Genomic DNA, 13,294 nt, shown 5'->3' with positions numbered 1-13,294 from the left:
AGCTCGCTAGGTACGCCACCAGTGGTCGCTCAATGGCGTGACGCAATATGCTGCGAAGCGAGCACACGGGATCTGAAAAGACGTTCTCCGCTCTGCATCCCTTGACCTGCTATGGCGACGGAAAAGTTAGTTGACGGTCGCAGAGGCATATTGATCGAGGAGCCTTTCTAACCTTTTCGACTAAAAAAATAACGGTATGACTCAATCAGATGGCGTTTAGCCAGTTTGGGTTGATAAGATTGCGCTCTGAATACATTTAACCTGTATATCAATACAGTATCGTGGATTTTCCTGGCCAGGATGGCGAAGTTAGCTACTCACTGGCCAATCTTGTTTTCCAAGATTGGAGTTGCTGTGAACGCGAAGCTCGATTTTGACGCATCAAAGCTCTACGAAGCCCTGAAGTACCAAATCCACGTAGCGATCGACTACTGCCATACCCTTGATAAGGACGATGTCCTTTGGATCGAGGTGTTTGGCGATGTCACCGTCGAAGGCCGTGATCAGGTTGAGGTTAAGGAGTACAGCGACAGCCTGACCGACAGCCATGAAAACCTCTGGAACACCCTCAATAACTGGCTAAAGCCTGATTTCAATCATCAGCAATACGCCAACCTGATCCTGCTGACGACTCAGGCCTATGGTGAGCGAGCAGCTATCAAAGATTGGTATCAGTGGAATACTGATCAGCGTCTGGCTGCGCTGGAAAGTATCCTCCAGGATGCGGAGGCTCGCTTCGAAAAGGCCAAGCAGGAGAAAGAGGCAACTGCTGACCAAAGCGAGGAAGGTGGTACAGGAGGAAAAACTCCAGGGCCTTCTAAGGCGCTGACCCTGCAGCGCAAGGTGATGGCAAAAGCCATGCGTGAGTCGCTGATGGAGGCTCTGCCCAAGGTCAAGATCATCACCGAGCAACCTGACCTGCTTGGCTTGATCGCCAGGTACAAGAGGGCTCATCTTAAAAGCATCCATGAGCATCGCATGGACGACTTCTTGAATGACCTCTTTGGCTTCATGACCAGCGCCGTTAAGGTCACAGAAGGATGGCGGTTCACCACCGCGGAATTCGACAGCAAATTCACAGAGCTCACCGCCCGCTACCTGATTGGCTCGGTGAAGTTTCCCCGTGTCAACACTGAGGAGATCGAGCGGGAAGCTGCTGAGATGAATGTGCGTGACCGCATTTACGCCCAAAAGCTAGATGAGATCGGCGGCGAGGAGGAGCTTATTCTTGAGGCAACTGCCGATCTGCTTCATGCCCACGAATACATTGCCGAGCTGATCAAGGACTGCACCACGTCACAGAGCGACGTGGAAAGCTACAGCAAGAACCATATGCGCACTCATAGTGCCAGCAGGGCAAAACTGATGATCGGTTGCGACGAAACCTGGTCGATTTCGAAACTGAAGCAGGAATCCCTCAAGTTCTACTACGCGCGCTGTGAATTGGATGTCGTGGGCTTTCGAAACTACGAAGACACGCCCGTTGAGTTCCGCAATGGCATCTACCACATGCTCGCAGATTCAGTGCTCGCAAGCTCAGCGAAGGAGTTTCACTGGAGGCTCTGGAAATGAGTGCAAAACCCATTGAACACCTTTTCACGCTTCAGCGTTCCCCCATCGCACTGGCACCGGTGATCCACAACTTCTTCGCCCATTCCGAACCTAGGGAACGAGACCTGCTGTTGAGCTATCTGGTGCTGCCCATGGTGCTGTACCCGGCCATGCAAACGTACCTGCTGGCCGTGAGGAAGACCAGCAACCTGCGCACGCTCTGCAAAGAGCAGTCGCGGCTGGTAGGGCTCACCCACAACACCCAGCAGTTCAAATCCCTCACCAACGCCGCTCTACTTGTCCTTCAAGCAGAGCAAAGCATCGAGATCACCGACGACCTAACTGTGACGTCGGTCGGGGACGTCAGGGCCTCCAATGCCAACCCCAAACAACTCGAAGCCGCCCGCCGTCTTTCCATGGTCTGCGCAGAGGCAGATGTCGTTTCCATCTACAGGACGTTAGGATTCAAGTCTCTATGAAATGCTTTCTGCGGTACATCGGCGTAGTCGACACTCAAGAAAAAATTCACAAAGTGCGACTGGAGCCTGGGCTCAACGTCATCACTGGCAAGTCATCCACTGGAAAAAGTGCGATCCTGGAAATATTCGACTATTGCCTCGGCAGCACCGAAGACACAATTCCGGTGGGCACGATCACTGAGCGCGCCGAGACCTTTTTCATTGCGTTGCAATTTCCCAGCTACTTCATCGTGGCCGCACGCAAGAAAAAATCCGACCGCTGCTTTTTGCTTGAGGTACAAGGCTCCGACCCAGATCAATTGCTCCAACTAATCGAGCAACCCAAGGCCTTCTTCGATCCCAAGCACTACATGCCACTGGCAGACTTCAAGAAAAGCCTTGGGCGCTATTTTGCGATCACGCTGGAAAACATCGACGAAGACCCGTACCTGAAAGCGGCCGGCCGCAACAAATCAGCCACTCCATCGGTACGCAGTTTTTCCTCCTTCATGCTCCAGCATCAAAACCTAGTGGCCAACAAGCACGCGATTTTCTACCGCTTCGATGAGAAGGAAAAACGTGACCAGGCGATCAATCACTTCAAGATTCTGATGGGTCTTGTGGACGAAGCTTATTTCGATCTGTACCGGGATCATGAGGTTGCCAAGCACGAACTCAAAAAAATCCAGGCGCAGATTCCCAAGCAAGCTCAGCGCAAAGAAGCTGCGATCGCTCGTTACAACCGTTACCTAATCGAGTTCAAGTCCTTGGCAGGTCTTCCTCTAGTCGATGCCACGGCTGAGGACATCTACAGCAAACCCGCGACGATGCTGAAGATGATTTCCGGGCGTTCCGTCAAAATCGACGTGCTCTCAGATCAGGTTGAAATGCGTCGGGCTGAACTTCACTCTCAACGAATCGCTGCGCTCATCGAAAAGCGCAAGCTGCAGGGACAGATGAGGCTGGTCAATGAGTCTCTGACTTCTGCAACACAATTCAGCTTGAGCATGACCGCTGAGACATTGCCCGATTCCATTGAGCTGTCCGAAGCTCATTGCCCGCTTTGCGAGGCTCACACCAGCACCCCCGCTATGGAAGCCAACAAGCTCGTAGGTGCTATCGAGTGGTTGAATGACGAGCTCAAGCTGTCCGCCTATGCCCGGGAGAGTTTCGCTGCAGAGCGCCGAAACATTCAGGACGCGCTCGATAAGGCTAACGCAGAGCTGCGTCGTATCCAGACCGACATCCAGCCACTCGATGAAGAAATTGCCAAGCTCAAGACATCCAAATCGATCGATGAGCAGGCCACCAAGGCCAAGCTTCGGCTTGAAATCGCCATTCAAGATCAGTTGGACAAACCTGAGTCGGAGCTGGCGACTGAAGAAAAAAATCTGCGCACTGAGGTTGATCGCCTGGCCGGTCTACTTGAGAAATACGACATCAAGGACAGGTTGAAAACGTTAAGCAATGAGATCGACGCCAAGATGTGTGAGCTTGGCAACCACTTCGATTTCGAGGAAACGTACAAGCCTTCGAAGCTGCGCTTTGACGTTGAAACGTTCGACCTTTGGTATCAGCAGAATCAGAACACTCGGGTTTACCTACGCTCGATGGGCAGCGGTGCGAACTGGTTGTACTCTCACCTCGCCTTGTTCATGTCCCTGCACTACCAGTTCGCGGCGCTGTCGAACAAAGGGTGCAAGATCCCACCAATCCTTTTCCTTGATCAGCCCACCCAGGTGTACTTCCCTGCCTCACTGGATGACGCAGAGGATTTCGATGCTCAAGAGCTTTCAAAACAGGCCAAGCGTGAAGACGCAGTCGACGCAGACATGAGTGCTGTGACCAACATGTTCACTCAGTTGGCCAAGTTCTGTGATGAAACTGGCAAGAAGACAGGCGTAACTCCGCAAATCATCGTCTCGGATCATGCAGATAGACTGACCCTAGGCGAAGGTTACAAGTTTCCGGACTATGTCCGGGCTACATGGAGAACGCGGGGCTTCATCGCCGACTAGGAGTCTTCATCCTGAAGGGGGGATTACTCCCCCGTTTCTTGATCAGGCCATAGTGGTTGGTGCATCAATCATTACGCCTGAGACCTGTGGGGACGAAGTCCTTAACAACCACGTCTGTTCTGGTGTGGTGTGGTGTGGCGTAGATACGCTATACACTTATGAATGTATGGACATCACAACGCCATGAAAGCCAGGGAAGCTAGACTATGAGCATCGACATAACTGCACCAGCGCCGAGGGTTTTCTCAGAAAGCGACACGCGCACGATTGAGATGTCACCCTCCGGTTACCTAGAGCAGATACTTGATCGAGAGCTCAAGCTCACGCTCCACGGCATCGAGCTGGGGTCCGAGCGAGATGACTCCATGCGTCAACTCACTGACACCGCAGCAACGCTTTACGATGGCCGCATTCTGCGCGAGCTTATACAGAATGCGTACGACGGCGCTGGTGAAGATGTCGATGCCCATATCCTGGTGAAGCTGGATCTTGCCTCTGCCCCGCACGCGATGCTGGACGTCTGTAACACTGGCAATGGATTCTCCCGGGCCGATGTCGACTCAATCGTGAATCCGGCAAGAAGTAGAAAGCAGCCCGGAAACTCCATTGGCCACAAAGGACTTGGATTTCGCAGTGTTACGTTGATCAGCCATGATCCTCAGATCTACTCATCTCAAGCTGAAAATAAGGCAGCGCAATTCGACGGGTTCTGCTTTCGATTTGCTGATGAGCAGGCCCAACGCGAGCGACTTCTGCATCTAGCTGAACCCGACCTTGCGGAAAGGGCGGTCGGCAAGACTCACAGCTTGCAACTGCCGCTCGTGATAAATAGCTTCCCCGATGACATACAGGACTATGTGCGAAATTGCACCTCACTTGACCACCTGTTTGCATCGCTGTTGACCACCTATTTGCATTCCATTTGACCAGGCGTTTGCATTCCATGTGACCACCCATTTGCATTCGATGTGACCAGCGCATTCAGCCGTGTGCATCGGCAGATAACAGCCAGAAGTGGCCCTCCACTGGGCAAGTACGAACAAGGTTTTACCGCAGCACACATGCTGCTCGGTGCAGCAGCCGGATGTCCTCAAGGCTGAGCTGGCCAAGCGTATGGTCACAGTATGCTTCGCAGTGTCGATCGCTCTAATCGTACCCTCGGCTTTTAATACCGGAGCCGGCTTCGTATCCTGCTTCATCTGCATTCCTTCCATCCCGTCCAATTTTCATTCCCGGCATGTCCTCTGCGTGAACGGAGAACGGCGCGACTAACTGGGCGCAATACCCAGTTGGGTAGTCGCGCTCTTGCAGCCCTACCTGCGCATCGCCGAGCTTGTCTGCCCCGTGATAGAAGGTTCCGAATAGATGATCCCACAGGAGCAAGAACTCGCCGAAGTTAACCTGGGCATCTTCGAACTCTCGCTTGTGGTGCCAACGGTGTGTCTCCGCGACTCCAATCACGCTGCGTAGCCAACCCAGCGAGTAGTCCAGGTTCGAGTGCTGAAAGGCCAAGTGGACGGTCAGGATACTGAACCAAGTTGCAATTACAGCGGACGGCGCCCCTGATGCGAGTAGAACTACTAACCCTGGTCCGGCCATCAGCGCGGCATGCAGAGGGTGTCTACGCTCCCCGTTCATCCAATAGAGTCGCTCTGCGCTGTGATGAATCATGTGAAAACGCCACAACCAATGCACCCGGTGGCTGATGCGGTGCATGGCATACAGGCTCAGATCGAGCACGAAGGCGACCAGAACCAGTTGCAGCCACAGAGGACTCTCGATCGGAAAGAGGCGAACCGAAGCCGGCACAGCATCGCCAAGCTTGGCCAGAATTTCAGCAGTGAACTGAATGACGGAAAGGTTGATCAGCATGTGCAACAGGTCTGTGGTGGTGTCGTGATGATCTTCGAGCCAAGCTTCGCGAAAAGGCTGGAGTCTCTCTAAACCAGCGATGACTAACAGCCCCACCGCGGCGACCAGGGGCATGATGGGCCACGACGGTACGCCGGTATATAGGGCCCAAATCATGAAGGCGGTACTGCTACCAAATACCAGCGGATAGCTCATCCAGCGTATGGCACATCGAAGGGAAAGAGGCATCGCTCAACTCCTGTATAGGGAGCCATGACAATACATAGAGAGGCTAACGTTCGAATTGAACGAAAGAGCTACGATCTTGAAAATGCTTTAGTGGAAAGTGGGGTCAGGGCTTTGCAACAGTCGGAAAGCCCGGGAATAGAATCCGACAAAACTCGCTGCATGAACCGCAGTGGTCAGGCCATGTACCTTCGACCACATGCTGCAAGGTGCGAGAGACGCAACGCTTTGCATAAGCTAAACATCGCTGTTAGCGCTGAATGTTGGCCAAGCACGTGATCTATCCTCACGCCAGCCAATAACTCTATGCTTGACCTTATAGCTGCTAGAAGGTTTGTAATCGATAAGACTATGTCCAATTGGAGAATCGCCCCATGAGCTCCTGTGATAAATCCTGTGGCTGTGGCCCCGCTTCGGCGGGCCCGAAAGTAGCTGCTACACCTTCAGCTGAAGGCACCTGGGTCAGCAATTTTTCGGTGCCGAAAATGGACTGCCCTTCCGAAGAACGAATGATCCGGCTCGCGCTGAATGGCTTACCCGAAATTGACTCATTGTCCTTTGATCTATCGAGCAGACAGGTAAGCGTATTTCACGAAGGAGCGGTAGATCAGATTGCTATCAAACTGGAGTCACTTGGCCTTGGAGCAACGCTGCTAGGCACACAACCAGCCAGCCGGGAGTCCGCGTCGGCCAACAGCGCTAACGAAGAGCTGAATGCTTCAAAAGAAGCCGGCACGCTGAAAATCTTGCTCGGCATCAATGCCGCAATGTTTGTCATAGAGATGGGTGCTGGTTTAATCGCTCAGTCGACTGGTTTGATTGCTGACTCGTTGGACATGTTTGCTGATGCTGCCGTCTACGGGCTAGCTCTCTATGCGGTCGGCCGCAGCGCGCGGATGCAAGTACGTGCAGCCCATTTGGCGGGTCTGTTCCAGATCGTATTGGCTTTGGGTGTGCTTTTTGAAGTGGCTCGACGCTTTCTCTACGGCAGTGAACCTGAATCGATGCTGATGATGGGGATTGGCACCGTCGCGCTGGTGGCAAACGTCAGTTGTCTGTGGCTGATCTATGGACACCGCGAAGGTGGCGCGCACATGAAAGCGAGTTGGATTTTCTCAGCCAACGATGTGATCGCGAACATTGGCGTAATCGCTGCGGGGGCATTGGTCGCATGGACAGGATCTCCCTACCCAGACTTGGTGATTGGTACTGTCGTGGGCCTCATCGTCCTGAACGGTGCGCGCCGAATTCTGGCGTTGAAGGCCTAACCAATCGGATCGGCAGATGGCCTTAATACCCTAGGGTCGCACAGCTCGCGAGGCACTTGCTTCGTGCAGGTAAACCTCGGCGAGCGCCGATGAGGGATCGATACCCAGTAGCGATCGAAAGGTTCTGGAGAAATGAGCAGAGTCGGAGAAGCCTGACTCGTGCGCAGCAATCGTCATAGGTCGTCCGCAGGCCAAGTATCGAACAGCCTGGGTCAGGCGTAGCCACTTGGCGTAGCTGCGCAGTGGCAAACCAGTTTGTTCCACGAACCAATGCGAGAACCGAGTTGGGGACAGATGGATCAGTGCTGCCAACTCTTCGCGTCGTACCTTGCCCTCATGAATCGCTGTGCTGACTATCGCCACGCGCGGATCTGGGGCTGGTAGGACGTCGAGTACCTGTAGAGCCTTTCGCACCGCAGACCGAGGGTCTCCCGCGCCTTCGTTCAGGGAGTCAGCGATTCTTTGGGCGTCAGATGGTGCGATCTTAATTGGCGTCGGCGTAATGCTCTGTGGCAAAACCTGGGCCTCTTCTGCCAGCACATCCAAGTAAATCGAAACGATGAGGGCTCCGCTGATTCGATGGCGGACTCCCGCCGGAATGAACACCGAAAACCCGGTGTGCTGACTTTGCAGGCATTCCACGGTCACAGGCACATCAAGGCCGATGGCTATTTGATGAGCCTGATGGTGATGCCAATCCTGATGGCCGGCACGGCCAGCAAAGACCGCCAGCCCAGGCGCTAGCCAAGCGCAACCGGACCACCTGAGCGGGCCGACAGTAAGGTCGCGCTTCATCGCCAGTGTTTTCCTAACATCGCAGGGCTTACCAGGCTACCCACTAACAAGAGCAGAACACCGCCAACAATTGCGATATCAGCGAGGTTGAACGCCGGCCAGTGCCAGCCTTGGTAGTGGAAGTCCAGATAGTCCACAACAAAACCCCGGACAACCCGGTCGATGAGATTACCCACCGCCCCACCCAGAACGAGGCTGTAACCCAGGGCTTCGCTCCAGCGACGTTCTCGGCGAAGGATCAGGATGAGCGTCAATGCAACGGCCAGAGCAATGACAACGAAGAGGTAACGCTGCCAGCCGCCGACGTCAGCAAGGAAGCTAAACGCCGCGCCGGTATTACGGGCATGCACCACGTTGAAGAAGGGGCTTACGGCAAATGACGAGCCCAGCTCATACAGGTGCTCGATGGCGAACTTGAGGCCTTGGTCGAACAATGTCAGGGCGGCCGCGATGCCCCACCACAACCCAGGCATTGGGGCGTGTGTAGCCTCTTGGTAAGTGTTCATTGACTGTCCCGTAGTAGCTGTTTCAGCTCATCTGATACTGGCATCGGTTGAAAGGCGCTGACTCTTGCTCGTCCGGTACTGCCCAGAGGCACCCATATCTTGGAGAACAGCAAAGCAGCCGGAATGCGCGCCGCCTGGCCAAGCATCTCTCGGTAGTCCCGCTCCTCCCAGCCAGCCAGAAACATCAGCCAATGGCTGTAAGCATGGAGCAGAGGCATTCGTTGGGTAAGGATGTGGGCCCTTTCCAACCAGGGATAGGCCCGCTGAGGGGATTTCGCCCCTAGGGCCTGCCTGGCGTTCAGGAAGGATTCGTCAATAGCTGCGCGCAAGTCGTTGTGCATGTCAGCCTCACTTACGCAGCAAGCGCAGACCATTCAAGACGACCAACAGGCTCACCCCCATATCGGCGAACACCGCCATCCACATCGTGGCATGGCCGGTTAGCGTGACGACCAGGAAGATGACTTTAATGCCCAGAGCGAGCGCGATATTCTGCGTAAGCACTGCTCCGGTCTGGCGGGATAGACGAATGAAGGCCGGAATTTTGCGCAGATCATCATCCATGATGGCAACATCGGCGGTCTCAATCGCAGTATCGGTGCCGGCAGCACCCATCGCGAAGCCCACGTTGGCCCGAGCAAGCGCCGGAGCGTCGTTGATGCCATCACCCACCATACCCACGGTGCCTTGGTTATTGATCAGGGCTTCGATGGCATTGAGCTTGTCGATCGGCAGCAGGCTGCCCTTGGCCTCGTCGATGCCCACCTGGGCGGCGATCGCCTGCGCGGTGTGCGGGTTATCGCCCGTCAACATCAAGGTCTTCACACCTAGTGCATGGAGTTCCTCGATTGCGACCCGGCTGGTGTCCTTTACCGTATCGGCTACTGCAAACAATGCCAGCGCCTGGGTTTCATCGGACAGAATGACCACAGTTTTGCCCTGCCGCTCAAGGTGGTCCAGCGCCACTTCGATGTCCGGCGAGCAGAAACCCAGCTCTTTCAGCAAACGGTGGTTGCCCAATTGGTAGCGCTTCCCCTCGATCGTGCCACGGACGCCGCGACCAAGTAGAGCTTCAAAGTTCTCCACATCCAGCATACGCAGCGATTGCTCGGCCGCTTGTTTGGCGATGGCCTGCGAAACCGGATGATCCGAACGGTGGGCAAGGCTCGCGGCGGCAGTGCGATAATCTCCAGGTATTCCGTCAGCCAGGGGCAGGAAATCGGTTTGTACGGGCTTGCCGTGGGTAATGGTCCCAGTTTTGTCCAAGGCCAGATGAGTGATCTTGCGACCGCTTTCCAAGTACACACCACCCTTGATCAGGATGCCTTTTCGGGCCGCCGCAGCGAGACCGCTTACGATGGTGACCGGGGTCGAGATCACCAGAGCGCAAGGACAGGCCACTACCAGGAGCACCAGCGCCCGATAGATCCAGTCAGTCCATAATCCGCCCATAAGCAGTGGCGGCAATACCGCAATAGCGACGGCGAAGAAGAATACTGCCGGCGTATAAACCTTGGCGAACTTATCGACGACCCGTTGGATCGGCGCCCGCGAACTTTGGGCTTCTTCAACCGCATGAATGATTCGAGCCAGCGTCGTATTACTGGCCTCAGCCGTCACGCGGTACTCGAAGGATCCGAACTCATTGATGGAGCCGGCGTACACAGGATCATCGACAGTTTTCTCGATGGGCAGGCTCTCCCCCGTGATAGGTGCCTGGTTGACGGTAGAGCTGCCGGAAGCGACATCGCCATCCAGGCCGATACGTTCGCCGGGGCGTACTCGAACCAAGGAACCGATCTCGACGGTTTTCACATCGACTTCCAGCCAGCTGCCGTCTGACTGGCGCACGGTTGCTCGCTCCGGGGTCAAGTCCATCAGCCCCTTGATCGCATTGCGCGCACGATCCAGCGACTTGGCCTCGACCATTTCGGCAACGGTAAACAAAAACATGACCATCGCCGCTTCTGGCCACTGTCCGATCAGCACTGCTCCCGTCACCGCAATGCTCATCAAGGCATTGATGTTCAGGTTAAGGTTTTTAAGCGAGATCCAGCCTTTCTTGTAAGTCGTGGGCCCACAGAGTGTGATGGCGAATAAGGCGACGGCAGCAATCACCCATTCCGGGGCTGACTGGGTGAAGTGCAAGACTTCCGCGCCTATCGCTGCAACACCAGACAGCGCTAGTGGCCACCAACTGCTTTTACGCGGTGATGCAGCTTCAGACTGGGCTTGCGGCGTATCGGCGTTAGCTGCCTTGCCGTCAGCAGTCAACGGTTCAGCGTGCATGCCAAGCGATGACACCGCCGCTTCAATACCCAAGGTGTCCGGCAGTTCGTGCCAGACGCCCAGAGTACGGTTCATCATGTTGAACTCGAGCTTTTGAATCCCACTCATTCGAGCGAGCTTGCCCTCGATCATCGTCTGCTCGGTAGGACAGCACATTTGTCCGATCCGAAAACTACTGAAGCGAGTCGTGTCGCCGGCATCGGCTGCTGACACTTTTGCTGCACAAGCGCTTGAGGCATCCGCGCCAGAGGGCGGACAGCACGTGTCGGCAAAGAGATCGTTATCAACCGAGGCGATAGGTTTGCTCGGTTCGGCAAGGGCATACAAGGTGGATGTCGGTGTTATGGCAGCGCAGCTTGATTTGCCGCCGTCCACAGCAGAAGGGCAACAACCGGCACCTTCTGCCTTGGATAGCGCCGGACTTACGTCTGGTTTTTTTGGTGAACAGTAACTGCTCTTCTGGTTTTGAACGGTGTTCATATCGCAAGATGTTGCGGCAGGTGCACAGCAACTCGTATGCGCTGTCGGATCAAAAACCTCAACGTCGGCCTGACTTTCAGGTGTTTGCTTATCACCGCAACAGCTTTTCATAAGGACACTCTCCACAAGTTATGGTGAAGAGTGAACACCTTATAGCCACTATAAGGTCAAGCGGATTATCGAGACCGCCGAGCATTTCAGCGCGACCTTTAGTGCTTACCGCGACTGGTTGATTTCGCTCCAAATCAGATCGTAGAGCTGCTGGGCACCGAAGTTGGTCAGCGGCTTACCGTTGACGAAAAATGTCGGTGTTCCGCTTACGCCTACGGTTTTCGCATCGGCGGCATCTCTTTCTATCGTGGCGGTGATATCCGGCGACATCATGTCCTCACGAGCCTTGGTCACGTCCAAACCTGCCTGAGCCGCTGCGTCCCATGCTGCTGTAGCTTGTGCATCATCATGCCACTGCGGTTGGGCAGCCAGGACAGCTTCAAGCACCGGAGCAAATACGCCCTGTTTGCGCGCGGCCTCAAGAAGCCGGATGGATTCTTCAGACCCTGGGTGAAGCTTCACATAGCGCAGCACTAGACGAGTATCGGCTGGGTGCTGGGACATCATCTTTTTGACGATGGGGTAAAAGGCACGGCAGCTTTCACACGACGGGTCAAAGAACTCGACAATGGTCACCGGGGCGTTGGCTGGGCCGAAACTTGGTGAATTAAAGCGCACCAGCGAGCTGGTTTGCGGCACGGGTGCTGTGGCTTGGGGAACCGTGGCGGCGCGATTATAAAAAAAGGCGGCGACGGCGAAGCCGACGATGGCAAGGGCGCTGATGGCGAGGACGACGGTGCGTCTGCTCATACGGTATATCTCCGACGAATGAGAACAAGAAGAATGATCAGGAGGCTGAATACGCCCAGCGATAACAATGGCAGCGGAATACCACTGAGGATTGTCATTTCAGCGCCAGAGCAGGACGGGCCGGCACCACAGGGCTTGATACTTTCGGGGATCAGTCCGAAATAAAGCAGGTTGTGATACAGCGCGATCAACCAGCCCATAACGGCTAAAGGCAACGCATAACGCCAGACACCCGCGTCCGACATGCAGCAAGCTACACCCAGCACCAGGACGAGCGGAAACATGAATGCGCGTTGAAACCAGCAAAGTACGCAGGGCACTTGCCCCATGACTTCGCCAACAAACAACACCGCAAGTGTTGATATAAGGGCAAGCAGCCAGGCGCAGAGCAGAAGCGGCCATACTCCGGATTGACGTGGTTGGTGTGTGGTTTCCATCAGATCAAAGCCCTTTATGTAGGGTGGCAAGGGCGCGCACGGATTTGCTTGTCGCCTGAAGTGAGTAGAATGAAGGTTCTAGCGACTATAAGGTCAAGCGAAATGACTACGAGCACTTACACGGTCGGCGCCTTGGCGAAGGCGACCGATACCAAAGCGGTAACCATCCGCTATTACGAGCAGTCAGGGCTGCTGCCCTCTGCCGGAAGATCACCATCGGGCTATCGCTTCTACACGGATGAGGAGCGCAATCGGCTATTGTTCATTCGCCGCAGCCGCGCACTGGGTTTCAGCCTGGATGACATTCGTGAATTGCTGGGCCTTGCTGATCGACGCGACGCCTCTTGCTCTGGTGTAGATGCGAAAGTCAAAGAGCAGTTAGAGCAGGTGCGTATGCGTATTCGAGATCTGGAAGGTCTGAAGGTAGAGTTGGAGCGTCTGACTGTTTGCTGTCAGGGAGGCGTGATTGAGCAATGTCGCATCATTGAGTCGCTGTCGAGTCGCAGTTAATTGAGCAACTCTTCGTCAGTCGGG

13 protein-coding genes are annotated in these 13,294 nt (G+C 54.9%); 6 read left to right on the top strand and 7 right to left on the bottom strand.

The window, feature by feature from the left end; genetic code table 11:
• Positions 1-354 precede the first annotated feature (354 nt).
• The 4 genes from PSH76_RS09555 to PSH76_RS09540 all read left to right on the top strand — a co-directional run bounded on the left by PSH76_RS09555 (position 355) and on the right by PSH76_RS09540 (position 4,953).
• Positions 355-1,572, top strand: coding sequence for a hypothetical protein (locus tag PSH76_RS09555; protein ID WP_305493949.1), 1,218 nt, complete (start codon positions 355-357; stop codon positions 1,570-1,572).
• Positions 1,569-2,030, top strand: coding sequence for a three component ABC system middle component (locus PSH76_RS09550; protein ID WP_305493948.1), 462 nt, complete (start codon positions 1,569-1,571; stop codon positions 2,028-2,030). Before PSH76_RS09555 ends, PSH76_RS09550 begins: the two co-directional genes overlap by 4 nt.
• The gene (locus PSH76_RS09545; protein WP_108574137.1) at positions 2,027-4,027 is read left to right on the top strand and encodes a DUF3732 domain-containing protein; all 2,001 of its coding nucleotides are present in this window, start codon (positions 2,027-2,029) and stop codon (positions 4,025-4,027) included. Before PSH76_RS09550 ends, PSH76_RS09545 begins: the two co-directional genes overlap by 4 nt.
• A 206-nt stretch (positions 4,028-4,233) precedes the next feature.
• Positions 4,234-4,953 (top strand): ATP-binding protein, encoded by a 720-nt coding sequence (locus PSH76_RS09540; protein ID WP_305493947.1) that lies wholly within the window; start codon positions 4,234-4,236, stop codon positions 4,951-4,953.
• Positions 4,954-5,173: 220 nt separating this feature from the next.
• Here the strand turns inward: PSH76_RS09540 and PSH76_RS30730 are convergent, their stop codons facing one another.
• On the bottom strand, positions 5,174-6,127 hold the full coding sequence (locus PSH76_RS30730) for a sterol desaturase family protein (RefSeq protein ID WP_199918315.1): 954 nt from the start codon (positions 6,125-6,127) through the stop codon (positions 5,174-5,176).
• Between the two features lie 371 nt (positions 6,128-6,498).
• Between PSH76_RS30730 and PSH76_RS09525 the strand changes: the two genes are divergently transcribed.
• A complete protein-coding gene (locus PSH76_RS09525; RefSeq protein WP_199918316.1) occupies positions 6,499-7,392 on the top strand; it encodes a cation diffusion facilitator family transporter in 894 nt (297 codons plus the stop codon).
• Between the two features lie 30 nt (positions 7,393-7,422).
• Here PSH76_RS09525 and PSH76_RS09520 read toward each other — a convergent pair whose 3' ends face one another.
• The 6 genes from PSH76_RS09520 to PSH76_RS09495 all read right to left on the bottom strand — a co-directional run bounded on the left by PSH76_RS09520 (position 7,423) and on the right by PSH76_RS09495 (position 12,760).
• Positions 7,423-8,187, bottom strand: coding sequence for a helix-turn-helix domain-containing protein (locus PSH76_RS09520; protein ID WP_199918317.1), 765 nt, complete (start codon positions 8,185-8,187; stop codon positions 7,423-7,425).
• The gene (gene lspA / locus PSH76_RS09515) at positions 8,184-8,693 is read right to left on the bottom strand and encodes a signal peptidase II (protein ID WP_199918318.1); all 510 of its coding nucleotides are present in this window, start codon (positions 8,691-8,693) and stop codon (positions 8,184-8,186) included. The genes PSH76_RS09520 and lspA overlap by 4 nt, the downstream gene beginning before the upstream one ends.
• Positions 8,690-9,034, bottom strand: a complete 345-nt coding sequence (locus PSH76_RS09510) for a DUF3703 domain-containing protein (RefSeq protein WP_199918319.1) — start codon at positions 9,032-9,034, stop codon at positions 8,690-8,692. Before PSH76_RS09510 ends, lspA begins: the two co-directional genes overlap by 4 nt.
• A gap of 7 nt (positions 9,035-9,041) precedes the next feature.
• Complete coding sequence (locus PSH76_RS09505) at positions 9,042-11,138, bottom strand: heavy metal translocating P-type ATPase (protein ID WP_199918513.1); 2,097 nt, start codon at positions 11,136-11,138, stop codon at positions 9,042-9,044.
• A 540-nt stretch (positions 11,139-11,678) separates the two neighbouring features.
• On the bottom strand, positions 11,679-12,323 hold the full coding sequence (locus tag PSH76_RS09500) for a thioredoxin domain-containing protein (RefSeq protein ID WP_199918320.1): 645 nt from the start codon (positions 12,321-12,323) through the stop codon (positions 11,679-11,681).
• The gene (locus tag PSH76_RS09495) at positions 12,320-12,760 is read right to left on the bottom strand and encodes a disulfide bond formation protein B (protein ID WP_199918321.1); all 441 of its coding nucleotides are present in this window, start codon (positions 12,758-12,760) and stop codon (positions 12,320-12,322) included. Before PSH76_RS09495 ends, PSH76_RS09500 begins: the two co-directional genes overlap by 4 nt.
• A 102-nt stretch (positions 12,761-12,862) precedes the next feature.
• Between PSH76_RS09495 and PSH76_RS09490 the strand changes: the two genes are divergently transcribed.
• Positions 12,863-13,270 carry a helix-turn-helix domain-containing protein gene (locus tag PSH76_RS09490; RefSeq protein WP_199918322.1) on the top strand — a complete coding sequence of 136 codons (408 nt, stop codon included), beginning with the start codon at positions 12,863-12,865 and terminating at the stop codon, positions 13,268-13,270.
• Positions 13,271-13,294 lie beyond the last annotated feature (24 nt).

The sequence above is a fragment of the Pseudomonas sp. FP215 genome, from assembly GCF_030687795.1.
GTDB classification, from domain to species: domain Bacteria; phylum Pseudomonadota; class Gammaproteobacteria; order Pseudomonadales; family Pseudomonadaceae; genus Aquipseudomonas; species Aquipseudomonas salmasensis.
The sequence above is the reverse complement of the archived record's forward strand: the minus strand, read 5'-3'. Positions and strand labels throughout refer to the sequence as shown.

Coding starts and splice junctions, on each gene's coding strand:
- PSH76_RS09550 (WP_305493948.1), top strand. CDS start 1,569: ATGAGTGCAAAACCCATTGAACACCTTTTCACGCTTCAGCGTTCCCCC.
- PSH76_RS09545 (WP_108574137.1), top strand. CDS start 2,027: ATGAAATGCTTTCTGCGGTACATCGGCGTAGTCGACACTCAAGAAAAA.
- PSH76_RS09540 (WP_305493947.1), top strand. CDS start 4,234: ATGAGCATCGACATAACTGCACCAGCGCCGAGGGTTTTCTCAGAAAGC.
- PSH76_RS30730 (WP_199918315.1), bottom strand. CDS start 6,127: ATGCCTCTTTCCCTTCGATGTGCCATACGCTGGATGAGCTATCCGCTG.
- PSH76_RS09525 (WP_199918316.1), top strand. CDS start 6,499: ATGAGCTCCTGTGATAAATCCTGTGGCTGTGGCCCCGCTTCGGCGGGC.
- PSH76_RS09520 (WP_199918317.1), bottom strand. CDS start 8,187: ATGAAGCGCGACCTTACTGTCGGCCCGCTCAGGTGGTCCGGTTGCGCT.
- lspA (WP_199918318.1), bottom strand. CDS start 8,693: ATGAACACTTACCAAGAGGCTACACACGCCCCAATGCCTGGGTTGTGG.
- PSH76_RS09510 (WP_199918319.1), bottom strand. CDS start 9,034: ATGCACAACGACTTGCGCGCAGCTATTGACGAATCCTTCCTGAACGCC.
- PSH76_RS09505 (WP_199918513.1), bottom strand. CDS start 11,138: ATGTGCTGTCCTACCGAGCAGACGATGATCGAGGGCAAGCTCGCTCGA.
- PSH76_RS09500 (WP_199918320.1), bottom strand. CDS start 12,323: ATGAGCAGACGCACCGTCGTCCTCGCCATCAGCGCCCTTGCCATCGTC.
- PSH76_RS09495 (WP_199918321.1), bottom strand. CDS start 12,760: ATGGAAACCACACACCAACCACGTCAATCCGGAGTATGGCCGCTTCTG.
- PSH76_RS09490 (WP_199918322.1), top strand. CDS start 12,863: ATGACTACGAGCACTTACACGGTCGGCGCCTTGGCGAAGGCGACCGAT.